Below are 25,379 nucleotides of genomic sequence, written 5' to 3'. Positions count from 1 at the left end.
CATTATTCGCTCCTTTGTCCTACAAGTACTGGTTCATCTTCCAATTTCACCGAAACAAGCTTCGATACCCCCGATTCCTGCATCGTAATCCCGTATAATACATCGGCACCTTCCATCGTTCCCTTCCGGTGGGTGATCACGATGAACTGGGTATCACGGCTCAATTTTCTCAAATATCGGCTATACCGTTCAACGTTTGCTTCATCCAGTGCGGCCTCCACTTCGTCCAAAATGACAAAAGGCACCGGACGGGAATTTAGGATGGCAAATAATAATGCAATGGCCGTCAAAGCCCGTTCTCCACCGGAAAGCAGGCTTAAATTTTGCAATTTTTTTCCCGGAGGCTGGGCTACAATTTCAATTCCCGTTTCCAGTAAATTATCAGGCTCCAACAAAATCAGATCGGCATGGCCTCCCCCGAACAGTTCACGGAATACAATCCGGAATTGTTGTTGAATTTTTTCAAAGGATTCTTTAAACCGGGAAGCCATTTCCTCATCCATTTCTTTGATGGTTTCATTGAGGGTTTGCTGGGCTTCAATCAGATCATTCCGTTGCTCCGTCAAAAAGGTATGGCGTTCCGATACCCGTTCATATTCTTCGATGGCCGTGAAATTGACAGGTCCCAATTCTTCAATAGATTGTTTTAATAACTTCACTTTTTTGCGGATGTGATCGACATCTTCAATCTCGGCCGCTTCATTGACTGCTTCCCCAAAATCAAGTTCATATTGTTCTTCGAGCAAGTTGTTTAACCGGTTGATTTCAAATTCGATCCGGCTTTTCTTTACATCCATCGAACGCAATTGCTCCAAAAATCCTTTATGGATTCGTTGCAGCTCATTTAATTGTTCGTCCAATTGGGAAAGCGCCTGCTGATATTCAAGGCGCATTTGCCGGTTTTCCTGAATGGCCGCCGAGCATTGATTGCGTTTTTCTGTCCATTCTGCAATCGCTCGTTCAATTTCCTCTTCCGTCAATTCGTTTTCCCGTTCGTTTTGGATCCATTCAATTTCTCGGGAAATAGTTTCAATTTGTTGAAGGAGTTTTGAACGTTTCAATTCGATATCGGCTGTCTGAATTTGCAGCTGATTCAACTGTTCCTGCAATACCGCGAGATCTGCGCGTTTTTTCGCCAGCTGTTCACGAAGCAAATCTTTTTCCGTTTCACTTTTTACTTTCGCTTTTGACAGCTGATCCACTTTTTCGTTCACACGATGCAGTTCATGCCGCAGTTGTGCCAGCCGCCCTTCGATTTGCTCCTTCTGTTTCAATAAGGCTTCCTTTCTCGAAGAAGCGTCGTTTTTTTCGGAAGAAGCAAGATGAACCGTATTCTTTAAATTTTTCTCTTCCATTTCCAGCTCGACATATTTGGAATGAAACGCCAATTCTTCCTGGCGGAGTTGTTCGCTTCGGGATTTTAGCAAATCCGCCTGTTCCTGCAATCCGGTCAATCTTTCTTTTTCTTTTGCAAGGGTTTTTTCCGCCTGGGCGATGGATTGTTCCATTTGGGCCAATTGAACCTTTAGTTGCTCCAGATCCGCTTTTCTGCTAAATAAAGAATTTTGTTGTTTTACTGAACCGCCCGTTAATGAACCGCCGGCATTGACGATATCTCCGTCCAATGTCACAACCCGGTATTTATAGCCGACTAATCTCGCAATTTGGCTGGCTCCTTCAAGATTTTCCGCTACCAGGACATTTCCAAGCAAATATTCCACAATGTTGCGGTTTTGTTCATCAAATTCCACCAGTTCATGCGCCAGCCGTATGAAGGACGGATGACCGGCCGCTTGTCCAATTTGCGAAAAAGATAGTTTCCTAGATTTCATTACATTTTTCGGTAAAAATGTGGCGCGGCCGGCTTTTTTCGCTTTTAGCCAGCCAATCGCTTTTTGTGCATCTTGTTCCGTTTCGGTCACGATATGTTGGGTTGCAGCCCCCAATGCCGTTTCGATCGCCCGGGAATATTTCCCTTCCACTTTCAATAGTTCTGCGACAGCTCCCTCAATCCCTTTCAATTCTCCCCGCTCTCTGGCCATTAAAATTTCTTTTACGCCATGATTAAAGCCGGAATAGTCCGCTTCCAACTCCTCGAGCGCTTCTTTTCTGGATTTCAATTGCTGTTGGTGTTGATAGGCCTTATAAAGCATTTGCCGCTTTTCGTCGTGGGAAGCGGATGCGGACTTCAGCTGGCGCTGGAGCTGTTCATATTGTTCAAGCACTTCGCTTAATTTCTTTTTCGTTTCTTCAAGTTTGCGGGCAAGCTCATTTTTTTCGCCGGTAACTTGGTTTAATTTTCTTAGCATCTCTTCAGAACGGTCATTGATCCGCTCTTCCGTCTCTTCATATTGCGCTAATTGCTGCTCGATATGTTTCAGTTCATTCTTTGCCGTGGCTTCCTCGTTCAGCAAATCGATATAAAGATTTTTCTGCTCCTCTATTTGCTCTTCGAGTTGGGAAACGGATGTATTGAGGGACATATCCAGCTGTTTGATTTCAGCTTTCAATTGCTGGATTTCATTCTTTTTCACCGCGAACAATTTCTTGTTTTGTTCTTCATTGTTCGCCAGTTCCGCTTCTTCTTCTTTTGTTTCTTTCAAAGAAAGCTGCAATTGCTGCAATTGCTTTTCCGCATTGGAGCGCTTTTCTTTCACGAGCGCTTTCCGCCCTTCCCAACGCTCCACTTCCGCACTCGCTTCCACTAAACGCTCCTGAATTTCGTCGATGGCCGAATCGATGTGCCGGATTTTCGTTCGCAAAGCCTCCGCTTTGGTTTGCAGCCTTGCAATTTCCGAAGCTTTTTCCTGCTCCTGTCGTTCAAGTTGGTCATGCTCTTCTTTGACGGCAATAAGCTCTTCATGATGCCGTTTTAAATCATGGACAATGAGGGAAATATCCAATTCCCTCAGCTCTTCCGTCATCCGAAGATAATCTTTTGCCGCAGAACTTTGGATTTTTAATGGTTCCAAGCGGGAATCCAATTCATGCAATATATCCAGGACACGCTTTAAATTATCATCGGTTTCGAGAAGTTTTTGCTCCGCCTTTTTTTTGCGGAGTTTATATTTTAAGATGCCGGCAGCTTCTTCAAAGATTGTCCGGCGGTCGTCCGGTTTGCTGTTTAAAATTTCATCCACCCGTCCTTGAGAGATAATGGAAAAAGCTTCTTTTCCCAGGCCGGAATCCATAAACAAATCCGTAATATCTTTCAGACGGCATTGCTGATTATTCAGCAAGTATTCGCTTTCCCCGGAACGGTAAACCCGTCTTGTTACGCTGATTTCAGAGTATGGGATTCCGACTTCCTGATCCTCATTGTTTAAAATCAATGTGACTTCCGCAAAGTTCAATGGTTTCCTAGAAGCGCTCCCGGCAAAAATCACGTCCTCCATTTTTGAGCCGCGCAAACTTTTCGCCGACTGTTCCCCCAGCACCCAGCGGATCGCATCGGTCACATTGCTTTTTCCGCTTCCGTTCGGGCCCACAACTGCGGTCACGCCCGGCACAAAATCGATGCCGATCCGGTCTGCGAAAGATTTAAATCCAACAACTTCCAACCGTTTAAGGAACATGTTATTCCTCCTTGTGCAAGGACTGGTTTAACGCAATCATCGCATTTTGCGCCGCCTGTTGTTCGGCCTCTTTTTTCGATTTGCCGCGACCGATGCCGAGCTCCTGATCGTTTAACAATACACGGGAGACAAATGTACGGTTATGAGCGGGGCCTCTTTCATCGATGATTTCATAATGCAAAACGCCCGTGTTGGATTGTTGCACCAATTCTTGCAGCTGGCTTTTAAAATCCATCACATGCGAAAAAGCACCGACTTCCACTTTCGGAAATACTACCCTTTCCAAAAATTGAAAAACCGAGCCTAATCCTTGATCCAGATATAGGGCGCCAATGAAGGATTCAAATACATCGGCAAGCAGTGCAGGCCTTTCTCTTCCGCCTGTCAATTCCTCCCCTTTTCCCAGAAGGACGTACTTTCCGAAATTCAACTCGTTCGCGAAAATCACAAGGGAAGGTTCGCAAACAATGGCTGCCCGAAGTTTTGTCAATTCCCCTTCACTCATATGCGGATAACGGTCAAATAAAAATTTCGAAATCGACAGTTCAAGGACTGCGTCTCCCAAAAATTCCAACCGTTCGTTATCGGCAAAATGTTTTTTGCGATGCTCATTCACATACGATGAATGGGTAAAAGCCTGATATAGCAAATTCTTGTTTTTGAACGTGATATTTAATTGCTCCTGCAACTCTTCAAATTGCTGTTTTACTTGCTCAGGGTATGACCCATTTTTTACTTGGCCTTCTTTTCTTTTGTTTGTCATGAATAATCTGCCTTCCTATTCATTGATGTCGTAAAATTTTTTATTCGAAGCAGAAGATATGAGGACAAAATCTTTATCCTCATATCTTCACATCGAATAAATAACATAATAGCAATGATTATTTGCGCATATGAAATGCAGTAATTTTATTATAACCGAAATTCCCGTACATTTTATCCATATAGGCAATGAAAAGAGGCACCCATCTGCAACAAAGTGCGGGATGTGCCTCTTTATCATTAGTTTAATTTACTTTCGATATACTTAACCGCATCGCCTACAGTGACGATTTTTTCTGCATCTTCATCAGAAATTTCCATATCGAATTCATCTTCTAATTCCATTACCAATTCAACTACATCCAATGAATCAGCGCCTAAATCTTCACGGAAAGATGCATTTTCAGTTACTTCGCTTTCGTCAACGCCAAGGCGGTCAACGATTACTTTTGTTACACGCTCTAAAACTGTGCTCACTTCGGTCACCTCCCTTCAATAGTATACCTGAAAGTACAAGCTGTTCAAAGGGTCTTTCGAAATACGATATTGAAAATATTCGATTTGAAGCAAGACAATTACTTTTATAAATATTACATGGCGATGCCGCCGTCCACATGAAGCACTTGTCCGGTGATATATTCTGCATCATCGGAAGCCAAAAATACGACCGCTTTCGCCACCTGTTCCGGTTTTCCGAATTTCCCCAACGGAATTTGTGAAAGCATCGAAGTTTTCACATCTTCCGGGAGGGCATCCGTCATTTCTGTCGTAATGAATCCAGGCGCTACGGCATTGACTAAAATATTTCTTGACGCCAATTCTCTTGCCGCCGTTTTCGTCAAACCGATCACGCCGGCTTTTGCCGCTGTATAATTGGCTTGTCCCGCATTGCCGGTTACGCCCACGACCGATGCGATGTTGATGATGCGGCCGGAACGTTGTTTCATCATTTGCCGGGTCACGGCTTTTGTGCAGAGGAATACGCCTTTCAAGTTTGTTTGGATGACCTCATCCCATTCTTCTTCCTTCATGCGCATCAATAAATTGTCCCGGGTGATGCCGGCATTATTGACAAGAATATCGATGGAACCAAACTCTTCCAACGCTTTTTTCATTAAGTTTTGCACGGAATCGTTGTCCGCCACATTCGCCTGAACGGCTATGGCTTTTCTGCCCATTTCCAATATTTCATTTACGACTTGTTCCGCTTTTTCTTTGCTGCCGCTGTAGTTTACGACTACATTGGCCCCTTCCTTCGCCAACTCCAAAGCAATCGCTCTTCCGATTCCTCTGGAAGCTCCTGTCACAACAGCCGTTTTACCTTCCAATTTCCCCATATTTTCACCCCTTTAATTCCTTCACAACTTCTTCAAAAGTCGCTTCATCATAAACACAATATGTTTTTGCAGAGCGGTCGATTTTGCGGACAAGCCCCGTCAACACCTTGCCAGGCCCGCATTCAATGAATGTCGTTACGCCCAGCTCCAACATCTTGCGGACATCTCTTTCCCATTGCACAGGGCTGAAGACTTGTTCCACCATTTCCTTTTTGATGGATTCCGCATCTTTCAACAATTCCGCATGGACATTGCTGATGACCGGAATTTTTGGTTCCGAAATGTCCAACTGTTCGATTTCTTTTTCCAATTGCAGTGCAGCAGGTTTCATCAATTCGCAATGGAAAGGTCCGCTCACTTCCAGAGAAATCGCTCTTTTCGCCCCTCTTTGCTTCGCCAATTGGGATGCTTTTTCCACTCCCGCTTTTGTACCGGAAATAACAATTTGGCCCGGACAATTCAAGTTTGCCAGCTGAACCAAATCGCCGCCTTCCGTGATTTCAGCGCAGACCTCTTTTAAAGGCTCTTCCTCCATTCCTAAAATGGCTGCCATCGCTCCTTGCCCTGCCGGAACCGCTTCATTCATATAAAGCCCGCGTTTATGAACGATTTTCACAGCATCTTCAAAGGACAAAGATTCCGCGATGACAAATGAACCATATTCACCTAAAGAGTGGCCTGCAGTATAGTCAGGGTTAATACCCGCTTCCATCAACTTAGATGCAATCATGACACCTGTCGTTAAAAGCGCAGGTTGGGCATGATAAGTCAAAGTCAATTCCTCTTGGGGACCTTCAAGCATATATTTTGAAAGCTTAAAATTCAGCGCCTGATCGGCACGATCATAAAATGCCTTGCAAGCTTCGTTATTTGCTACAAGTTCAGCCCCCATTCCAACCTTTTGGGAGCCTTGTCCAGGAAAAATGAATGCTATTTTTGTCATTGGTCGACTCCTTTACTCTTGTTCTTTTTGGCTTTCTTGTATTGCATTCTTCATGATGTTGACAATATCCTTTTCAACCATCGCAGCCGCCTGGCGAATTGTATTGTAAATCGCTCTCGAATCGGATGACCCGTGGGCCTTGATGACAGGGGCCTGCAGCCCTAAAAGAAGCGCCCCGCCGTGTTCGGAGTAATCCAGTTTATTTTTCAGTTGTGACAATTCGCTTTTCACGAAGAGGGCCGCAAGTTTCCCCTTCGCAGAGGACATGAAAACCTCTTTCAGCATTTTCATCAATGCCCCGGCAGTGCCTTCAATGGATTTCAGCACCATATTGCCCGTAAACCCGTCGGTCACAACGACATCGGCTACCCCTTCGAGCAAATCCCGTGCTTCCACGTTTCCGATAAAATGCAGATCCGCCTGTTGCAATTTTTCGTATACCGCTTTTGTCAATTCATTTCCTTTATGTTCTTCCGTACCAATATTCAACAAACCGACCCGGGGTTTTTCAATGCCCCTCACTTTTTGGGCATAAATATTTCCCATGATGGCATACTGCACAAGATTTTCGGGTTTGGCTTCCGCATTGGCCCCCAAATCCAACATGAGAAATCCTTTGCCGTCAATTGTCGGCAAGGTTGTCGCAAGGGCCGGTCTTAATACCCCTTCAATCCGGCCGACTTTAAATAACCCTCCGGACATGTATGCCCCCGTATTGCCGGCGGAAACGCATGCATCCGCCCTTCCTTCATGAACGGCTTCCAGCATGCGCGTCATGGATGAATCTTTTTTCCTGCGGACGGAACGGACCGGCTCATCCTCTCCGGTTATAACATCTTCGCAATGGATGACTTCCAGCCGTTCGTTTTGTACAATATATTTTTCCAGCTCCTGTTTCTTTCCATAAAGTTGTATTTCGATGTCCTGAAAATCTTTTAATGCTTCATTGACGCCTTCCACAATGGCTTTAGGGGCATGATCCCCGCCCATGCCGTCAATTGCGATTTTCATTGCTGTTCACCTTCACCTTTCGTGCGATACATTTCGAACTCACCTTTAAACACAGGTTCATTATTTACTGTAGAAATCACATCGATATATGTCCGGTTCTTTTCCTTATTCGTTTCCCGAACAATGGCTTTCGTTATCACGCGGTCTCCTGCACGGACAGGTTGTATGAAGACAACATTCGCCCTTACCGTTAAAGCCAGTTCATCATCAATGACTGCAACGCAAAGGGAGTTGGCCTGGGCAAACAAATGGTGTCCTCTGCAAATGCCGTTTCTTTGAAAGACATGTTCTTTTTTTACATCAAAAATCGATATCGCCCTTTTATCCAATTCGATATCGATAATTTCGCCGATTACTTCATCAAGCGGCAATGATTTGACTTCATTTTCCAGATTTCTTTCAGCAACATCTTTAATCCGTTCTCTTAGTTCCGGTATTGAAAGTTCCATCCGATCGAGGCGAATTGTTTGTACGCTTACACCAAATTTTGCAGCAAGTTGTTCATCCGTGACGAATGGATTTTCCTCAATCGTTTCCAACAATAACTGTTGCCGCTCTTTTTTCGATTTTCTCAACATTCGCCACCTACTTCCCATCATTTTAGCACTTGGTACTAACACCAGTATACATTTCCAGAAAAAAGAACGCAACATGGAATTGCTGCGTTCCTGAACTGAATTTTGCGAAACTCTTTGCAGATTCCTTGCCTGCATTTAAGAGCATTTGATTAATCCATTCTTTCTCCGCTTAACACACCTGATTTTTCCAGCATTTTCCGCAAACCTTTATACTCATCATCTTTCCAAAATTGTTCGGTATTCACAAGTTTCGCTGCATCATTCCGGGCCGCTTCCAGAACGCGGTAATCATGCACCAGGTCAGCCAGTTTAAAATCAGGCAAACCGCTTTGTCTTTTGCCGAAGAAATCTCCCGGTCCCCGCAATTCCAGATCCCTCTCTGCCAGGCGGAAGCCGTCCGTGATTTCGGTCATGCTTTTCATCCGTTCAATCCCTTCATCGGACTTCGGATTCGCCAAAAGCACACAATAGGACTGATAATTGCCCCGTCCTACCCGGCCCCTGAGCTGATGCAGCTGCGCAAGGCCAAAACGGTCAGCATCGTAAATCATCATAAAACTGGCGTTTGGCACATTGACTCCCACTTCCACTACGGTCGTAGATACAAGAACATGTATTTTTCCATCCTTAAAGGCCCTCATCACCCGATCTTTTTCGTCCGGATGAAGCCGGCCATGCATGAGTCCTACTTCGTAGCGCCCATGAAAAATGGATTTCAGCTGTTCATAGACCTCGACCGCATTCTGCACATCGATCTTCTCGGATTCTTCGATCAATGGACAAATTACATAAGCCTGGCGCCCTTTTTTCAACTCCATCTCCATCTTTGCCAAGCATGCGTGCAACTGTTCTTTTTTCAACCAGTGGGTTTCGACTTGTTTGCGCCCAGAAGGCATTTCATCAATGATGGAGACATCCATTTCGCCAAAGGCGGTAATCGCCAGCGTCCGGGGAATGGGAGTTGCCGTCATAAAGAGCACATCCGGATGCATGCCTTTTTCGCGCAAAATTCTTCTTTGTTCCACCCCAAAACGGTGCTGTTCATCCGTAATGACAAATCCTAAACGATGGAACATGACATCCGGCTGAATCAAGGCATGGGTTCCGATGATGACTTGTATTTCCCCTTTTTCCAACTGTTCTAAAATTTGTCTTCTTTCCTTCGTCTTCGTTGATCCGGTCAAAAGGGCAATATTCACTCCCATCGGCTCAAAGAAGTCTTCGAGGGAAGCAAAATGCTGTTCTGCCAAAATTTCCGTCGGGGCCATTAAAGCTCCCTGGTAACCGGCCGTCACACAGGCATAGAGGGCAATGGCCGCAACGATGGTTTTCCCCGAACCGACATCCCCCTGCAAAAGCCGGTTCATGCGGAAAGGAGATTTCAAATCCCTGCATATTTCATTCACGACCCTTTTTTGGGCATTCGTCAATTCGAATGGAATCCGGCTGATAAATTCCCTTAATTTTTTCAAGTCATATTGAATGGCGATTCCTTTTTCATGCTCTCTCCTTGCTTTGCGCAGCGCTTGGATGCGCAATTGAAACATAAGAAGCTCCTCATAGACAAAGCGTCTGCGCGCCTGCTTCATATGATTTGCATCTTTTGGAAAATGGATGCCTTCAAGGGCATCATCAATTGGCAATAAGCGATACCGTTCCCTTAAATCTTTCGGCAAGTTGTCGACTAGTTGCCCTTTCGATTGATCGAGGGCCTGCCGCATAAACTTGCGGAACCGGTTTTGATGAAGATTGCCTTTTAACCGGTAAACCGGTTCAAAATCCTGGTTCTGTTCTTTCGGTCCGAACTTTACATTGGATGCTGTGACGGTTTGCCTGCCCCGATCCCATTTCCCGGTAACGGTAATAAAGGTTCCGGGAAGCAACCGGTTTTTTAAATAATGTTGATTGAAGAAAACGACTTTTACAATATGCCGGCCGGACCGCGCGCTCACTTGAAGCCTTGATTTATTGCGTCCCATGAAAAAGACGGCCGGATGGCTCTCCACCCTTGCTTCTATCGTTATTTGTTCATTATGGGGAGTTTCCACTAAATCTTTTAAACGAAAATCTTCATATCGGTAAGGAAAATACATCAATAAGTCCTGAATATTGTAAATGCCCAATTCGTTCAATATTGCGGCGGTTTCTTTCCCCACTCCTTTAAGATGCGTAACGGGTTCTAATGCGATTGTTTCCAAGCAACTTCACGCTCCAAAGTTTTATTGCAGCAGCTTCGCTATTAATTTTAATCCAGTGTACCATATGCCGACATTTCCTATCAAAACAGTACGAACCTAAAAACATTTACATAAAATAAAAAAACGTCCCTGCTAGAGACGCTTTTTATTCTACGGAGAAGATGAACGGATAAAGGGTCTGTTTTCCATCGACGATGTCCAATTCGACATCCGGATATTGTTCCTCGATCCATCCGCTAATGGCATCGACCTCTTCTTCCGTTACCCCTTCGCCATAAATCATTGTCACAATTTCAGTTTCATCATCCATCAGTTCGGATAATAAGTTCCGGGCAGCCTCCGATTTATCTTTCATCGATGCAATAATTTTTCCGTCGGCAATTGCCATATAATCATCTTTGTGTATTTCGATGCCGTCAATGGTCGTATCTCTGACAGCAAATGTAATTTGGCCAGTTTTCACTCCGGCCATCGCTTCTGTCATAGCTTCTTTATTCTCTTCCACGGAAGCCTCTGGATTGAATGCAAGAATCGCTGCCATTCCTTGCGGTATTGTTTTTGAAGGTACAACCGCAGCTTCAATATCCAACAGCTCTGCCGCCTGTTCTGCTGCCATGATAATATTTTTATTGTTCGGCAATATGATTACTTTTTCCGCTCCGATTTCTTTTACCGCTTTTACAATATCTTCCGTAGAAGGGTTCATCGTTTGGCCGCCTTCGATGACATAAGACGCTCCGATGCTTTTCAGCATGTTGCTGATCCCCTCGCCCATCGCTACGGCCACAACCGCATAAGGATGCTTCTCGCCCGCTTTGTTTTCCGCTTTTGTTTTTTCAGGGGCATTGACAATGGCGGAATGTTGTTCGCGCATATTATCCACTTTGATTTTAATTAAGCTGCCGTATTTTTGGCCTTCGTTTAAAACGACTCCAGGTGTTTCAGTATGAATATGTACTTTTACAATTTCGTCATCTGAAACAACGAGCAATGAATCCCCGAGCTTGCTCAATTCTTCCCGGAATCTCGCTTCATAAAAAGGCTCTTTTCCCGATTCAAAGCGGACCATGATTTCTGTGCAATAGCCGTATTTGATATCCTCCGTGCTCATAAACTCCTGGTGTAAATTATCACTTTATTTCGGAACAAAAGAGCCATTTTTTTGCACATTCCTTCAGAAAGCCCTCTCCCCTTTTCTGAAAGAATGTGCTAAATTTTTTGTGAATTATTTCGGAAGAGAAAATCCATCGGTTCATAGGAGGGGGAGGAGGACGTGATTCAATTTCATGACTTTGGCATTGACGTCCAAACGTATGCAGAGCGTGGAAAAGAAAACGACTTCCCTCTTCTGAAAAAGTGTCCGCATTGCCGGGCCAAGCGCCCGTTGCACCGCCACGGTTACTATGAGCGAAACGCATTGACCCCACATGGTGATTATCGCATTTGGATTGTCCGGTATCGCTGTCGGGAATGCTTGAAGACGGTGAGTGTGCTGCCTTCCTTTCTCCTCCCGTATTTTCAGTATACGTTGTCCGCCATATGGCAAGTCGTGAAAGAGCAGTTGGGATTGACCGAGGGGACGAACCGGGCTCCGTTTCTCCCGACAAAGGACGGCATCATCTTTTATGTCCGGCGGTTCTGCCGAAACCTATCAAACCTTCACAGCTTTTTTGCGAGGCGGTGGAGGATCATAGGCCCTATCGTGAAAAAAGAAAAGGAACGGGCTTCCTGGTGGATCCGGACGTTGGAGAAACACGGTCTCTATTCGGTCATCAGAGACATGTGGGAGGACGGATTCCGACACCCTTTTGCGAATCAAATGGGATCCTGATTTTACATACATATCCTAAATTGGAAATAGTTGAGGTTCCCACAAACCTTTCCTATCGACGGAGAAAAAGCGATCCGGTACGATAAGGGCAGACGGACCGGAACGGTCCTGATTCCAAGTGAGACAAGGAGGAGATTCGAATGGATGAGTCGATGAGACACGACATTGCCCTGTTTCGGTACGGGCTAATCGCTCCGTTGGTGAATGGGCAGGTGGAACCGAAGACGTATCTGAAAGAGGTGAGCGAGCGAGTGCACCATGTTCCCCACCAGGGCGACAAACGAATCGCAGCCAAGACGATCCTCGATTGGTGCACCCGATACAAAAAAGGGGGCTTTGACGCCTTAAAGCCGAAGCGCCGTTCGGACCGCGGCCACTCAAGGCGTCTGTCGCCCGATGATGAGGATCATATTTTAGCCCTAAGAAAAGAACATCCCACCATGCCCGTGACGGTGTTCTACGAACACCTGATCGAGCAGGGGGAAATCCCAGAAAATCATACCTCTTACTTTACTATATACCGATTGTTGAAAAAACACAACCTTGTCGGGAAAGAAATCTTGCCCATGCCGGAGCGAAAGCGCTTTGCGTATGACCAGATCAATGAGCTTTGGCAAGGGGACTTATCCCATGGACCAACGATTCGAGTCAATGGGAAAGCCCAGAAAACGTTTTTGATCGCCTATATCGATGACTGCTCGCGGTTTGTGCCGTACGCGCAGTTTTTCCCTTCGGAGAAGTTTGACGGGCTGCGGATCGTCACGAAGGAAGCGGTGCTTCGTTGCGGGAAGCCGAAGCGCATTTACTCGGACAACGGGAAAATTTATCGATCCGAGGTGCTGCAGTATGCGTGCGCCGAGATGGGAATTACGCTCATCCACACCCAGCCGTATGACCCGCAAAGCAAAGGGAAAATCGAACGGTTCTTCCGCACCGTACAGACGCGGTTTTATCCGCTGCTGGAGTTGGATCCCCCGAAGTCGCTCGAAGAGCTGAACGAGCGCTTTTGGAGGTGGCTTGAAGAGGAGTATCATCGAAAACCGCACGCCTCGCTGGACGGAAAAACGCCGCATGAGGTGTTTCAATCGCAAGTGCATCTCGTGTCGTTCATCGAAGATGGCGATTGGCTGGATGCGATTTTTCTGAAGCGGGAGCACCGCAAGGTCAAAGCCGATGGAACGATCACCTTGAACAAGCAGCTGTATGAAGTGCCGCCCCGGTTCATTGGGCAATCGATTGAACTCCGCTATGACGAACGGGGCGTCTATGTGTACGAAGATGGAAGGAAGGTGGCGGAGGCCGTTCGGGTTCGTTTGGAGGACAACGCCTATGTAAAACGCCATCGGTCCCCGTTTGCGGCGATTCCGGCGAAGGAGGGAGAACACGGTGTATAAATCGTTTTACTCCCTTTCGCGGGAGCCGTTTGCGAAAGAAACAGACCCGTCCGAGGCGTATCAAGGGGCGCCGTTTCAGGAAGCGTTGCGGGCGCTGGAGTACGTGAAACGAACCCGGGGGATCGGGCTGTTAATCGGAGAGCCAGGGGCGGGCAAGACGTTCGCCCTTCGGGCGCTGAAAGAGTCATTGAATCCATCATTGTATCATGTCGTCTACTTTCCGTTATCCACCGGAGGCGTGATGGATTTTTACCGTGGTTTGGCCTTGGGATTAGGAGAGGAACCGAAGTACCGCAAGGTAGACCTCTTCCGCCAAATCCAGCAGGCGATCGAGCGATTGTATCATGAACGGCGGATCACGCCGGTGTTCATTTTGGACGAGATGCATTTAGCGAAGGATGCATTTTTACAGGACATCGCGATCTTGTTCAACTTTGAGATGGATTCGACCAACCCATTTGTCTTGATTTTGGCCGGGCTGCCCCATTTACAGGGGAAGCTGCGGCTCAATCAGCACCGCCCTCTCGACCAGCGGATCATCATGCGATACCGGATGGGGCCGCTGGAGAAGGAAGAGGTGGCGGGCTACATCGAACATCGGATGAAACAGGCCGGGGCGAAGCATCCGATCTTCACCCCATCGGCGTTAGAGTCGATTGCCCTGCAGTCGCGGGGATGGCCTCGGGTGATCAACACGTTGGCCACGACGTGCCTGTTATACGGGTACCAGCTGAAAAAGGACGCCATTGACGAAGAAATGGTGCGCATGGCCGCAGAGGAAATGGGGTATTAGCACGAAAGGGGCCGAATCGGCCTCTTTTGTGCTTTCTCTTTTCCATCGATCCATCAGGCGCGCTGGAAATCTTCATCTGAAAGAGCGTGCAAACGTTCCGAAAGAATGTGCAAAATCCGGAACAATCCGCAAAAATTTTGCACATTATTTCCGAATCCGCCTGAAATAATTTGAAAAAGGGATTCTGAAATAATGTGCTAGTTTACATCCTGGGCCCGATGATGTTCCGCTTTTACCAGCTCTTCCAAATTATCGACTTTCTTCGATTTTTCCGGCAGTGATTCTCCTTTTAATGCCGCCAAAAATCCTTCATAAATAATGACTAATCCTTGGCCTCCGCTGTCTACCACCCCGACTTCCTTCAGTACAGGGAGCAATTCTGGAGTGCGCTCCAAGGATTTTCTTGCTTCTTCTACAATCGCTTCCATCACTTTCACGATATCGTCTTCATGCGTTGCCACTTCGACCCCTTTTGCTGCCGCTTCCCGGGCAACCGTTAAAATCGTGCCTTCCACCGGTTTCATCACCGCTTTATATGCAGTGTCAACTCCCGCTTGAAAGGCTTGGGCAAATTGTTTCGCATCGATTTCGCTTTCTTTTTCCAAATATTTCCCAAACCCACGGAACAGTTGGGATAAAATGACTCCGGAGTTGCCGCGTGCTCCCATCAATAACCCTTTTGCTAAACTTTGGGCAGTTTTCCCGATATGCTGCTGGGCGTTTGCCTGTGTTTCTTTCGCACCGGATATCATGGACAGGTTCATGTTCGTCCCGGTATCTCCGTCCGGCACTGGAAATACGTTTAAAGAATCTACAAAATCTGCATTTTGAGTCAGATGGTGCGATCCCATTTGGACCATCTCTGCAAATTTTGCTCCGTCTAACAACTTCATTTCGTTTAAGTTCCTCCTCTATTCACCGTTCATTACGCGGACGCCTTGAACAAAAATATTGACTGACTTTACGTTCAATCCTAATGTTTTATTGATCGTGTATTTTACTTTTGATTGAACTTGATAAGCTACTTCAGAGATTTTCGTGCCATAGCTGACAATAATATACATATCGATGTGAAGATCTTCTCCTTCTTGACGAACGATTACACCTTTTGCATAATTTTCTTTTCTCAGTATTTCCGTCAAACCGTCGCGAATTTGATGTTTGCTCGCCATCCCAACAACGCCGTAGCATTCTGTCGCCGCTCCACCTGCAATTTGGGCGATCACGTCATTGGAAATGTCGATTTGGCCATAATCGTTTCTGATTTCGATTGACATGGTACTGCCCCCTTGGCTCATTTTAACTAAATTAATTGTACTACACAAAATTTGATTATAAAAGAAAACGTTGAAACCCGTCCAGCTGATTACAACTTTCCAACACTTTTGTCAATGTTTTGGGAGAAATTATGTTTTTTTATGGAATTTCCTTTTTCTTCCCTTAATTTATCTCTGTAAAGGATTTTTTCTTGAATCCTTTTCCGAAAAGAGTTGCATAGATTTATTGTCTATGTTAAATTATTATGGTATGTGAATACTCGAACTGAGGAATATTTCAGATTGATTTTATAAGGAGGTTCTTTCGATGCCAAAAAGATGTTACGTTACTGGCCGTAAAACTCGTACAGGCAATAAACGTTCTCACGCAATGAACGCCAACAAACGTACTTGGAAACCAAATCTTCAAAAAGTACGCATTTTGGTTGACGGCAAACCGAAACGTGTCTGGGTATCAGCTCGTGCTTTAAAATCAGGTAAAGTAGAGCGTGTATAATTGAATGGTTGGTTGAAAAGTGTAAGTAAAGCCGGCTTTTCCCGCTTTATTTACACTTTTTTATTCAAAAAAATACCACCCTGCTGATTGGGTGGCCGTCTGCAAAGTATAAAATCGATGATGCCAAAATAAAGACAAAAAGAAAATTACTCTTTTTTCTTTTTCTTTCTATTGCTGCCTGAAAATAAATTAATGCAAGAGCGGGTGAGATTGCTTAAAAACTTTGGCAATTGGAAAGTATAAACTCGCACCTGTGAACCCTCCTTATAAGTCACTGCTTCTTATCATTAAACATATGCCTGATGAAAAAGAGATATAACCTTCCTCGCCTACCAGCTCGTTGCTGGTAAACCTGCTTGACCCCACTTCGATTCTTTCTGCGGTCGTCTCATATTTCACTCCGCGCAATGTTACGTTTTCCACCGCTTGTTCAAAGGAAAAGAATGATAAATATCGATATTGGTCATTCTTTACAATCTTATGCTTGCCGGGAAGCAACATGCTAATTTCGTTATGTCTATTAATAATTTTATGTTCAATGTGGGGATAATGTGATTTCATATGATAGAGGGAACGTACGGCCGCTTCAAAATGGTCGAGGCGTCCCCCCGTTACCCCGGTAACCAATATTTCTTTCGGATTATAAGTTATGGCTTTCAGCAGTGCCAGATCGGTATCGGTTTCATCTTTTTCCGCCCGGTGCTTTTCAATTTTTTTTACTTTCCTGCGAATCAATTCCCACTCTTCTTCAGACAGCGAATCAAAATCTCCGATGATCTCATGGGGAACGATGCCTTCTTCAAGGAGATAAAGGGCGCCCCGGTCCGCTCCGATAAAATACATTCCTTTTTCTTTTTTAAATCCTTCAAAGGAACACAATTCATATTTGGGACCGCCGGCGCAAATCAAAATTTTATTTTTTGTCAAACCGCACTCTCACCACTCATTTTAATTGCTTGTAATGCAGCTTTCCGGTCTTTTTTATTGTAAATGGCGGAACCTGCAACAAAAATCGTCGCTCCCGCCTTTGCGCACGGAACAACCGTTTCTTCCGTAATTCCCCCGTCCACTTCAATTTCTACATCATATCCCTTTTCTTTAATGAGGTTGGAGAGGGCTTCTATTTTTGGAACGACGCTGTCAATGAACTTTTGTCCGCCAAAACCGGGATTTACGGTCATTAACAATACAAAATCCACATCTCCCAGCACGTGTTGGATCATTTCGATTGGAGTATGGGGATTTAATACCACCCCAGGCTTTACTCCAAAGGAGCGGATCAATTGAATGGTGCGATGCAAATGTGGACAAGCTTCCACATGTACGGATATCCAATCCGCACCCGCTTTTGCAAAAACTTCGATGTATTGATCGGGATTCTCGATCATTAAATGCACATCCAGCGGCAATGCAGTCACCGGTCGCAGGGCTTCGACAACAATCGGCCCCATTGTGATGTTCGGAACGAAATGCCCGTCCATCACATCGATATGAATGAGATCTGCCCCCGCTTCTTCCACTTCTTTTACTTCTTCTACCAACTTTGAAAAATTTGCTGATAGTATTGATGGAGCAATTTTAATCATGATTAATACCTCGGCTTTCGATCAATGATTTCTTGTAAAAATTCAAGGTAATGTTCATAACGGAACTTTTGGATGTCTCCATATTCCACCGCCAATTTTACTGCGCATTTCGGTTCTTTCAAATGAAGGCATCCGCGGAATTTGCATTCATCTTTTCTTCTTTCAAATTCAGGAAAACATGCGGTCAGCTCTTCTTTTTCGATATGATCAAAATCGAGGGAACTGAATCCCGGCGTATCCGCGACAAGTCCTCCGGCCACTTCGATCAATTCCACATGGCGCGTTGTATGTTTGCCCCTCCCGAGGCTGTAGGAAATTTCCCCCGTTTTTAAATTAAGCTCAGGAATTAAAGTGTTTAATAAAGTGGACTTTCCGACACCGGATTGTCCAGCTAAAACCGTCGTTTTTCCTTTCAGCAAAGGTTCCAGTTTTCCATATAGTTCCGGATCGTTTTTGTAAGTACCGATCACTTCATATCCTATTTCCCGATATATTTTCATATATTCTTTGATTTCCGCTGTTTCATCTTCCGAAAGCAAATCCATTTTGGATAAACAAATAATCGGATTGATCCGGTGAGATTCCAATACTACTAAAAACCGGTCCAATAATATAAGATTAAAATCCGGCTCTTTGACTGAGAAAACGAGCAATGCTTGGTCAACATTTGCAATTGGCGGACGGACCAGCGCGTTTTTTCTGGGAAAAATTTTTTTGATGACCCCATCGGATCCTTCTTTTTCAATTGCATATTCTACAAAATCGCCGACGAGAGGTTGTTCCCCCCGTTTCCGGAAAACCCCTCGTCCGCGGCATCTATAGACTTTTCCCTCGTCGTATACATAGTAGTATCCGCTTAATGCTTTCCGAATTTGACCATTTGGCATCCCATTCCTCCCTATTCTACTCTGTCGTACGGTATTGTTTTTTCTTCAATGACAATGGAATCTTTTTCAATTCGGTATGCCGCAGTTGAACCTTCCTGGATCACCAATTGAATTTGGTAAGTCTTATCTTCCGTGATTGTAAATTCATCATAAGGCTTCGCCATTGTATTGTTTTTGTCCTGAATGAAGATTCGTACCTTTTGCTCTTTTCCCATCAGCGCATGATCATAAGGGATGGTAACATTAGTTACATATAATTTTTCCAGTTTTTGTTTAGGCCCCTTTGAAATGGTTACATTAATTGTTCCGCCAATTTCCAATTTCGTATTTGGTTTCGGATCTTGAGAAACGACGCTTCCTGCCGGAATATCATCCGAGTACACCTCTTCAACGATTTTAATTTTAAAACCGGTATTCTTTTCATATTCCCGCATCGCTGATTGATTAAAGCCGGTTAAATCGGCCACCGTGCCAATTTGTTTGCCTTTGCTTACCGTCAAAGTGACAACCGTCTCTTCCGGCACCACCTCTTCGCCCGGTTCAGGATCCTGGCCGATGATGGTTCCTTCCGGCTGACTGGAATATTCTTCTATCACTTTGACGTCTTTAAATTGATCCTCAAGGATGGAAAGCGCCTGAGTTAATTGTTTTCCTATATAATCTTTCATTTCCAGCTTTTCGGAACCGATGGATACGATTAAATCGATTTTCGTCCCTTTCACCCTTGTCAAACCGGCTTTCGGATCCGTTTCAATGACCAATCCTTCTTCAATTTCATCGGAATTCTTTTCCCGTATCTCACCGACAACAAATCCGGCCTTTTCAAGGGTTTCAGTCGCTTCTTCGACTTCCATATTCGATACATCCGGAATTTCCGCTTTATCCGGCAAAATCAGATTGATGAGCACGATGAAACCGATGATGAAAAGTAGTGCTGCAGCTCCTATAATTGACCATAATTTTTTTCTTTTTTTCTTTTGTTTATTTGTTTTTTTCTCTTCGCTGCCGTTTTTTATTATTTTACTATCTGAATCGCGATTTTTTGAAATGGACGGTTTTATTTCTTTTGTGTTTGCCATTTCATCAATCGGCATTGGCCCCTTTATGATTGGAAAAGCTTTTGTTTCTTCGTTGTCTATAGGAGGGCGGAATTTCGGTTCATTTTGCCTTGAAGGTGACAAAACGGTTTCTAGATCCTCCGCCATTTCATCTACCGAAGCATACCGGTGATCCGGATTTTTCGCTGTCGCTTTTAAAATGACATTTTCCAAACTTTGCGGGATGGATGCATCGAAATCACGGACAGACGGAATTTCTGCCTGCAAATGTTTCAAGGCGATGGAAACGGGAGATTCGCCGGAAAAAGGCACTTCACCTGTAAGGAGTTCATACAATACGATTCCTAATGCATAAATATCGGATTTTTTCGTCGCCACTCCTCCGCGTGCCTGTTCCGGAGATAAATAATGGACTGTGCCGATGACGGAATTCGTCTTTGTATAACTGGTAGCAGCCAGGGAAGTGGCAATTCCGAAATCCGTTATTTTCACATTGCCCTCTTCATCCATTAAAATATTTTGCGGCTTGATATCCCGATGGATGATATGATTTTCATGGGCATGGCTGATGGCGCTCGTCAATTGCTTCATGATTTGGACGCTTCGAGCAGGGGAAAGGGGAGCATTTTCTTTTATGTACTGCTTCAGCGTTTTTCCTTTTACATACTCCATTACGATATAATGCATGTCTCCGTCTTCGCCGACATCATAAATACTGACGATGTTCGGATGGGTCAAACTTGTTGCAGACAACGCTTCCCTTTGAAACCGGCGCATGCTTTCTTCTTCATTCGATGAATCATATCGCAAAACTTTAATTGCCACATCCCTGTTCAAGATCAGGTCATGTGCCAGATAGACATTGCTCATGCCCCCGCCGCCAATATGTTTGATGATTTTATAGCGGTCGTTAATGCGTTTCCCTTCCAGCATAGGTTACACCTCCTCTTCCGTCATCATCAGCAAAATCAAGGATATATTGTCTTCCCCTCCGCTATCATTCGCAAGCTGTACAAGTTTTCTTCCCTTTTCGGCAATCGGCATCGGATAGGTGATAATGGCGGCCATTTCATCCGTTGAAATTTTATTGCTTAAGCCGTCCGAGCAAATTAGAAGATAAGAATATTCTTTTAATGTCAATTCATAGAAATCCGGCTCGATGGTCGGCTCCGTTCCCAATGCTTTGACGATTAAATTCTTTTGCGGATGATTTTGCGCCTCTTCTTCGCTGATTTCTCCGCTATCGACCAATATGTTGACGTACGAATGATCCCTTGTTATCAAATCAACACTGTTGGAGGTAAAATGATATACCCGGCTGTCGCCAATATGGCCGATCAGGCAATGATTTTTGTCGATCAGCACCGCTATGAAAGTCGTTCCCATGCCTTTGCAATGTTCATTTTCCAATGAATAGTTATAGATTTTTTCATTGATGTTGGCGATGGACTCTTCCATCCATTGGCGCTTTTCTTCTATGCTGGGATTTTGAAATTCCTTTTGCAGAAAATAATTTGTCATCTCCTGGATAGCCATTTCGCTGGCGACATCACCGGCGTTATGACCGCCCATGCCATCGGCGAGCAACGCCAGTTTCAATGAATCGGGGCGCTCCAAAAATGCTGCCCGATCTTCATTGATGACTCTTTTTCTCCCGACATCACTTTCCACAGTAAACTTCACATTTGTCACCTCGTCTCGTGAACTCTCTCTTTCGCCCGTAATTGTCCACACGCCGCATCAATGTCGGAACCATGTTCCCTGCGGATAGTTACATTGATGCCCTTCTTTTTTAACGCTCTTTCAAAAGCAAAAATTTGGTTTCTCGGTGTACGCACATAATTCCGTTCCGGCACATAGTTTACCGGTATCAGATTGACATGGCATTTGATTCCTTTTATGAGATTTGCCAATTCTTCCGCATGCTCGATGGAATCGTTCACTCCTCCAAACAATCCATATTCAAAAGTGACTCGGCGGCCCGTTTTTTCCGTATAGTAGCGAATCGCTTCCATCAATTGATCCAGCTTGTAAGCACGGGCGATTGGCATCAACCGCTCCCGCAGTTCCTGATTTGGAGCGTGCAGTGATAAAGCAAAATTGATTTGGAGTTTTTCATCGGCAAACTGGTAAATTTTAGGGATGATACCTGAAGTGGATACGGTAATATGACGGGCGCCAATGTTCAGTCCCTTTTCATGATTAATCACCCGTAAAAATTTCATCAGCGCATCAAAGTTATCGAAAGGTTCGCCGATTCCCATCACCACTACATGGGATACCCTTTCACCCGCTTCATCCAATGCCTGTTGCACTTTGACCACCTGCTCCACAATTTCTCCGGCAAGCAGATGTCTTTTCAGACCGCCAAGCGTGGATGCGCAGAAGGTGCAGCCGATTCGGCACCCCACCTGCGATGTGACACAGACGGAATTTCCATAATCATGGCGCATTAAAACCGTTTCAATGGAGTAGTTGTCCTGCAGTTCAAATAAAAATTTTATTGTGCCATCTTTTGACTCCTGTTTTACGATGGTGGAAAGCGTTGACAGCGCAAAGCGTTCTTTTAACTTCTCACGCAATTGCTTCGGCAAATTGGTCATTTCATCAAAGGTTTTTACCCTCTTATTGTATAGCCAGTCATAAATTTGCGCTGCCCGGAAAGGCTTCTCCCCCTGTTCCTGCAACCACTCTTTCAATTCATCCAAGGTAAAGGTATAGATGGATTCTTTTAAGTTTGAATTTTCTTTTTTCTTGCGCTTCTCGGGTGTATTGATATGCTCGACCAATTCATTAATCCGTTTATTCAAAATATCGCTGTTCATTCTTGATTGGGATTCTCCTTTATTATTGAACTTTTGTAAATGCGGCAATGAAGAAACCGTCACTGCCAAAATCCTGAGGAAAGATTTGCAGCATGCCTTCTTGCTGTTTTTCCTTTAGCATTTCCGGCAGATGCCGAATCGGTTCAAGTTTCATCTCCGGGTGGGACGATAAAAATGCCTGAACTGTTCCCTCATTTTCTATTTTGTTTACGGTACATGTACTATAGACCAATCTTCCTCCGGGCTTTAATAGTTTGAACGCATTCTTTAGCAAATCCAATTGCAATTCATGCAAACGTTCAAAATCTTCTTCCCTTTTTGTATATTTAATATCCGGTTTTCGACGGATTACCCCGAGCCCCGAGCATGGAGCATCTACCAGTATCGCATCGAATGATTCCGGCTGAAGCTGTTCCCCTGCTTTTCTTCCGTCCAATGGCACCGTTTCAACAATATGGATGCCAAGCCGGGCACAGCTTTCTTCAATTAAAGCCAATTTATGGGGATGAAGATCTGCCGCGAGAATCGACCCATTATTTTTCATGATTTCCGCCAATTGGGTCGTTTTTCCTCCGGGAGCTGCGCACATATCAAACACTCTCTCACCCGGTTTTGGATTCAGTACGATGGCAGGAACCATCGAACTTTCATCCTGAATGGTAATGAGGCCATTTCGAAATGCCTCGGTTCTCGCAGCTTGGCCGTTTAAAAGAACGAGACATTCCGGAATCACTTGGCTCCGCTCTGCCCGGACCCCTTCTTTTGCCAACAGCGCAATTACTTCTTCAGCTGTAGCTTTCAATGTATTCACGCGGACGGTTTGCTTCGGGGGAAGATTGTTCGCTTTTAGCATAGCCGCTGCGGTATCCAATCCATATGATTCAACCCATAATTCCACAATCCAACGGGGATGGCTTGTTTCAATGGCAATCCGGTCAATCGGATCTTTGATCTTTTCAAGGGAAGGAATCCCCATCCTTAAGATGGATCTCAAAATGCCGTTCACCATCGAAGCAATGCCTTTATGTCCGCGTCTTTTGGCGATTTCCACCGCTTCATTGACAATGGCATGTTCAGGAATTTTTGTTAAATAGGCAATTTGATAAACCGATAATCGAAGCAGCCATCGGACCCAAGGATCGACTTTTCCGCGGATGAACGGCTCCAAATAATAATCCAGGGCATATTTATATTGCAGCGTTCCATAGGTCAACTCCGTCAGCAAAGCACGGTCTTTCGCTCCAATTTGATATTTATTGATGGTTTGATTTAACAACAGGTTGGAATAGGCCTGATTTTGATCCACCGCCAACAGGATGCTGAGCGCTGCATCCCTGACATTGCCGTTCCAAACTGGATTTTTCTTCTTCCTGTTTCTCATTCAAAGAAATCCCCAATCTGCAATTTTGAACCTACACCGCGCAAATAGTCTTCCGCTGACATGCGTTTTTTCCCTGCAGGCTGCAATTCCAGGATTTTAAGGGTTCCTTCTCCGGCGGCTACTTCAAAATAATCCTTTTCAATTTTGACAACTTCCCCGGGGCGGCCTTCCGTTTTTGAACCGCCAACTTGGGCCCACCAAATTTTTACAATATCCCCTTTATAGGTTGTATAGGCAACAGGCCATGGATGAAGGCCTCGCACTTGATTGTAGATTTCCCGGGCGCTTTTTGACCAATCGATCCGTTCCTGTTCCCTTGTGATATTGTGAGCATAAGTCGCTTTGCTTTCATCTTGGGGGATGCGGTCATTTGTGCCGGCAATGATGCTTGGAAGCGTATCTTTCAATAAATCTCTTCCCAACAGGCTGAGCTTTTCAAATAAAATGCCGGTGTGGTCCGTCTCTTCAATTGGGATTTCCCTTTGGGAGATGATATCCCCTGCATCCAATTTTTCCGCCATATACATAATGGTTACGCCCGTTTTCTCTTCCCCATCCATAATCGCCTGGTGAATCGGGGCTCCTCCCCGGTATTTTGGCAATAGCGATGCATGTACATTAATGCAGCCCAATCTGGGCGCTTCCAGCAATTCTTTCGGCAAAATCTGGCCGAATGCGGCAGTTACGATTAAATCCGGCTGTAAATTGATAATTTCTTTTAATTCTTCCGAACCTTTCAATTTCTCCGGCTGAAGCACCTTCAACCCCAGTCGGAGCGCTTCTTCCTTTACGGGAGGAGGAGTAAGGACGCGCTTTCTTCCAACAGGACGGTCCGGTTGGGTTACAACTGCGGCAATGTCATATCCTTCTTCATGTAGCATGCGCAAAATCGGTACAGAAAAATCCGGTGTTCCCATAAATACGATTTTGGTCATATTTATTCTTCCTCCTCCTCAAGCATCTCTTCCAATTCTTCTTCTGTATAAGCACGGATAATTTTAGAATTGAATAAGATTCCATCTAAGTGATCGATTTCATGCAAAATGCAGCGGGCGTCATAATCCTCCGCTTCCAACTGGTAAATTCGTCCGTATCGATCATAGGCTTCAATTTTGACATAGGAAGGCCTTTCCACTTCTCCGTAAAGACCAGGAAAACTCAAACAGCCTTCAATATCTACGGAAGACCCCTCTGTTTCAATCACCGTCGGATTAATCATTTCAATTAATGTGCGTTCTTCCCCCAGCTCAGCGATGGCAATGCGGAGCGGAACATTCACTTGAGGGGCGGCAAGGCCCATTCCGTCATATTCCGTCATCGTTTCATACATATCATCCAATAAGGCAATGATTTCCTCATTGATTTCCGTCACTTTTTCGCAGGGCTGCGACAATATCTTCGCGGGGTGTTTCACAATTTCTCTGATCATGGTTAACCTCTTTCTATA

Annotated in this window: 22 protein-coding genes and 2 pseudogenes; 4 read left to right on the top strand and 20 right to left on the bottom strand. The window is 44.9% G+C overall.

Translation table 11 applies throughout. The features are described from left to right. Nucleotides 1–2: 2 nt before the first annotated feature. From smc to NST62_RS03700, 9 genes and pseudogenes are all read right to left on the bottom strand, one after another. Complete coding sequence (smc, locus tag NST62_RS03740; RefSeq protein WP_328219607.1) at nt 3–3,575, bottom strand: chromosome segregation protein SMC; 3,573 nt, start codon at nt 3,573–3,575, stop codon at nt 3–5. Between the two features lies 1 nt (nt 3,576). Further along, the gene (gene rnc, locus NST62_RS03735; RefSeq protein ID WP_141601532.1) at nt 3,577–4,338 is read right to left on the bottom strand and encodes a ribonuclease III; all 762 of its coding nucleotides are present in this window, start codon (nt 4,336–4,338) and stop codon (nt 3,577–3,579) included. A 239-nt stretch (nt 4,339–4,577) separates the two neighbouring features. Continuing rightward, nucleotides 4,578–4,814 (bottom strand): acyl carrier protein, encoded by a 237-nt coding sequence (locus NST62_RS03730; RefSeq protein ID WP_141601531.1) that lies wholly within the window; start codon nt 4,812–4,814, stop codon nt 4,578–4,580. A 113-nt stretch (nt 4,815–4,927) separates the two neighbouring features. Next, nucleotides 4,928–5,674, bottom strand: a complete 747-nt coding sequence (gene fabG / locus NST62_RS03725) for a 3-oxoacyl-[acyl-carrier-protein] reductase (RefSeq protein WP_141601530.1) — start codon at nt 5,672–5,674, stop codon at nt 4,928–4,930. A gap of 4 nt (nt 5,675–5,678) precedes the next feature. Then, nucleotides 5,679–6,617, bottom strand: coding sequence for an ACP S-malonyltransferase (fabD, locus tag NST62_RS03720; RefSeq protein WP_141601529.1), 939 nt, complete (start codon nt 6,615–6,617; stop codon nt 5,679–5,681). Nucleotides 6,618–6,629: 12 nt separating this feature from the next. Then, the gene (gene plsX / locus NST62_RS03715) at nt 6,630–7,628 is read right to left on the bottom strand and encodes a phosphate acyltransferase PlsX (protein WP_141601528.1); all 999 of its coding nucleotides are present in this window, start codon (nt 7,626–7,628) and stop codon (nt 6,630–6,632) included. Continuing rightward, nucleotides 7,625–8,203: a transcription factor FapR gene (gene fapR, locus NST62_RS03710; protein WP_141601527.1), complete on the bottom strand. Its 579-nt coding sequence runs from the start codon at nt 8,201–8,203 to the stop codon at nt 7,625–7,627. Before fapR ends, plsX begins: the two co-directional genes overlap by 4 nt. Nucleotides 8,204–8,355: 152 nt before the next feature. After that, the gene (recG, locus tag NST62_RS03705) at nt 8,356–10,395 is read right to left on the bottom strand and encodes an ATP-dependent DNA helicase RecG (RefSeq protein ID WP_141601628.1); all 2,040 of its coding nucleotides are present in this window, start codon (nt 10,393–10,395) and stop codon (nt 8,356–8,358) included. A 154-nt stretch (nt 10,396–10,549) separates the two neighbouring features. Continuing rightward, a pseudogene (locus tag NST62_RS03700) lies at nt 10,550–11,524 on the bottom strand (DAK2 domain-containing protein); the annotation flags it as partial. 153 nt (nt 11,525–11,677) lie between these two features. Here NST62_RS03700 and NST62_RS03695 point away from each other — a divergent pair. From NST62_RS03695 to NST62_RS03685, 3 genes are all read left to right on the top strand, one after another. Next, the gene (locus tag NST62_RS03695) at nt 11,678–12,235 is read left to right on the top strand and encodes a DUF6431 domain-containing protein (RefSeq protein ID WP_087959845.1); all 558 of its coding nucleotides are present in this window, start codon (nt 11,678–11,680) and stop codon (nt 12,233–12,235) included. A gap of 140 nt (nt 12,236–12,375) precedes the next feature. Next, nucleotides 12,376–13,629, top strand: coding sequence for an IS481 family transposase (locus tag NST62_RS03690; RefSeq protein ID WP_099232911.1), 1,254 nt, complete (start codon nt 12,376–12,378; stop codon nt 13,627–13,629). Continuing rightward, complete coding sequence (locus NST62_RS03685; RefSeq protein WP_087959892.1) at nt 13,622–14,422, top strand: AAA family ATPase; 801 nt, start codon at nt 13,622–13,624, stop codon at nt 14,420–14,422. The genes NST62_RS03690 and NST62_RS03685 overlap by 8 nt, the downstream gene beginning before the upstream one ends. Before the next feature lie 209 nt (nt 14,423–14,631). On the opposite strand, the pseudogene NST62_RS03680 reads toward NST62_RS03685, so the two are convergent. Beyond that, a pseudogene (locus NST62_RS03680) lies at nt 14,632–15,315 on the bottom strand (DAK2 domain-containing protein); the annotation flags it as partial. An 18-nt stretch (nt 15,316–15,333) separates the two neighbouring features. Next, nucleotides 15,334–15,699 carry an Asp23/Gls24 family envelope stress response protein gene (locus NST62_RS03675; protein WP_141601525.1) on the bottom strand — a complete coding sequence of 122 codons (366 nt, stop codon included), beginning with the start codon at nt 15,697–15,699 and terminating at the stop codon, nt 15,334–15,336. A gap of 307 nt (nt 15,700–16,006) precedes the next feature. On the opposite strand from NST62_RS03675, the gene rpmB reads away from it, so the two are divergent. After that, nucleotides 16,007–16,195 carry a 50S ribosomal protein L28 gene (rpmB, locus tag NST62_RS03670; RefSeq protein WP_141601524.1) on the top strand — a complete coding sequence of 63 codons (189 nt, stop codon included), beginning with the start codon at nt 16,007–16,009 and terminating at the stop codon, nt 16,193–16,195. Between the two features lie 264 nt (nt 16,196–16,459). Here rpmB and NST62_RS03665 read toward each other — a convergent pair whose 3' ends face one another. The 9 genes from NST62_RS03665 to def are packed head-to-tail and all read right to left on the bottom strand — an operon-like array spanning nt 16,460 to nt 25,361. Next, nucleotides 16,460–17,122: a thiamine diphosphokinase gene (locus NST62_RS03665; protein ID WP_141601523.1), complete on the bottom strand. Its 663-nt coding sequence runs from the start codon at nt 17,120–17,122 to the stop codon at nt 16,460–16,462. Next, nucleotides 17,119–17,781: a ribulose-phosphate 3-epimerase gene (gene rpe / locus NST62_RS03660; protein WP_141601522.1), complete on the bottom strand. Its 663-nt coding sequence runs from the start codon at nt 17,779–17,781 to the stop codon at nt 17,119–17,121. Before rpe ends, NST62_RS03665 begins: the two co-directional genes overlap by 4 nt. A 2-nt stretch (nt 17,782–17,783) precedes the next feature. After that, nucleotides 17,784–18,668 carry a ribosome small subunit-dependent GTPase A gene (gene rsgA, locus NST62_RS03655; protein ID WP_141601521.1) on the bottom strand — a complete coding sequence of 295 codons (885 nt, stop codon included), beginning with the start codon at nt 18,666–18,668 and terminating at the stop codon, nt 17,784–17,786. Nucleotides 18,669–18,679: 11 nt separating this feature from the next. After that, on the bottom strand, nt 18,680–20,659 hold the full coding sequence (pknB, locus tag NST62_RS03650; RefSeq protein ID WP_141601520.1) for a Stk1 family PASTA domain-containing Ser/Thr kinase: 1,980 nt from the start codon (nt 20,657–20,659) through the stop codon (nt 18,680–18,682). Between the two features lie 3 nt (nt 20,660–20,662). Continuing rightward, on the bottom strand, nt 20,663–21,409 hold the full coding sequence (locus NST62_RS03645; protein ID WP_141601519.1) for a Stp1/IreP family PP2C-type Ser/Thr phosphatase: 747 nt from the start codon (nt 21,407–21,409) through the stop codon (nt 20,663–20,665). A gap of 5 nt (nt 21,410–21,414) precedes the next feature. Next, on the bottom strand, nt 21,415–22,551 hold the full coding sequence (gene rlmN, locus NST62_RS03640; RefSeq protein ID WP_141601518.1) for a 23S rRNA (adenine(2503)-C(2))-methyltransferase RlmN: 1,137 nt from the start codon (nt 22,549–22,551) through the stop codon (nt 21,415–21,417). Between the two features lie 22 nt (nt 22,552–22,573). Further along, nucleotides 22,574–23,932, bottom strand: coding sequence for a 16S rRNA (cytosine(967)-C(5))-methyltransferase RsmB (rsmB, locus tag NST62_RS03635; RefSeq protein WP_141601517.1), 1,359 nt, complete (start codon nt 23,930–23,932; stop codon nt 22,574–22,576). Continuing rightward, a complete protein-coding gene (fmt, locus tag NST62_RS03630; protein WP_328215007.1) occupies nt 23,929–24,867 on the bottom strand; it encodes a methionyl-tRNA formyltransferase in 939 nt (312 codons plus the stop codon). The genes rsmB and fmt overlap by 4 nt, the downstream gene beginning before the upstream one ends. A 2-nt stretch (nt 24,868–24,869) precedes the next feature. Further along, entirely contained in the window at nt 24,870–25,361 is a 492-nt protein-coding gene (def, locus tag NST62_RS03625) for a peptide deformylase (protein ID WP_342463153.1), read from the bottom strand. Nucleotides 25,362–25,379: the final 18 nt, after the last annotated feature.

The organism is Ureibacillus sp. FSL K6-8385, from assembly GCF_038593155.1.
GTDB lineage: Bacteria > Bacillota > Bacilli > Bacillales_A > Planococcaceae > Ureibacillus > Ureibacillus terrenus.
This window is presented reverse-complemented; position numbering and strand designations above follow the sequence as displayed.

Excerpts from the sequence above, each read along its gene's own strand:
- smc (WP_328219607.1), bottom strand. The coding sequence starts at position 3,575 with ATGTTCCTTAAACGGTTGGAAGTTGTTGGATTTAAATCTTTCGCAGAC.
- rnc (WP_141601532.1), bottom strand. The coding sequence starts at position 4,338 with ATGACAAACAAAAGAAAAGAAGGCCAAGTAAAAAATGGGTCATACCCT.
- fabG (WP_141601530.1), bottom strand. The coding sequence starts at position 5,674 with ATGGGGAAATTGGAAGGTAAAACGGCTGTTGTGACAGGAGCTTCCAGA.
- fabD (WP_141601529.1), bottom strand. The coding sequence starts at position 6,617 with ATGACAAAAATAGCATTCATTTTTCCTGGACAAGGCTCCCAAAAGGTT.
- plsX (WP_141601528.1), bottom strand. The coding sequence starts at position 7,628 with ATGAAAATCGCAATTGACGGCATGGGCGGGGATCATGCCCCTAAAGCC.
- NST62_RS03690 (WP_099232911.1), top strand. The coding sequence starts at position 12,376 with ATGGATGAGTCGATGAGACACGACATTGCCCTGTTTCGGTACGGGCTA.
- NST62_RS03675 (WP_141601525.1), bottom strand. The coding sequence starts at position 15,699 with ATGTCAATCGAAATCAGAAACGATTATGGCCAAATCGACATTTCCAAT.
- rpmB (WP_141601524.1), top strand. The coding sequence starts at position 16,007 with ATGCCAAAAAGATGTTACGTTACTGGCCGTAAAACTCGTACAGGCAAT.
- rpe (WP_141601522.1), bottom strand. The coding sequence starts at position 17,781 with ATGATTAAAATTGCTCCATCAATACTATCAGCAAATTTTTCAAAGTTG.
- rsgA (WP_141601521.1), bottom strand. The coding sequence starts at position 18,668 with ATGCCAAATGGTCAAATTCGGAAAGCATTAAGCGGATACTACTATGTA.
- pknB (WP_141601520.1), bottom strand. The coding sequence starts at position 20,659 with ATGCTGGAAGGGAAACGCATTAACGACCGCTATAAAATCATCAAACAT.
- rlmN (WP_141601518.1), bottom strand. The coding sequence starts at position 22,551 with ATGAACAGCGATATTTTGAATAAACGGATTAATGAATTGGTCGAGCAT.
- rsmB (WP_141601517.1), bottom strand. The coding sequence starts at position 23,932 with ATGAGAAACAGGAAGAAGAAAAATCCAGTTTGGAACGGCAATGTCAGG.
- fmt (WP_328215007.1), bottom strand. The coding sequence starts at position 24,867 with ATGACCAAAATCGTATTTATGGGAACACCGGATTTTTCTGTACCGATT.
- def (WP_342463153.1), bottom strand. The coding sequence starts at position 25,361 with ATGATCAGAGAAATTGTGAAACACCCCGCGAAGATATTGTCGCAGCCC.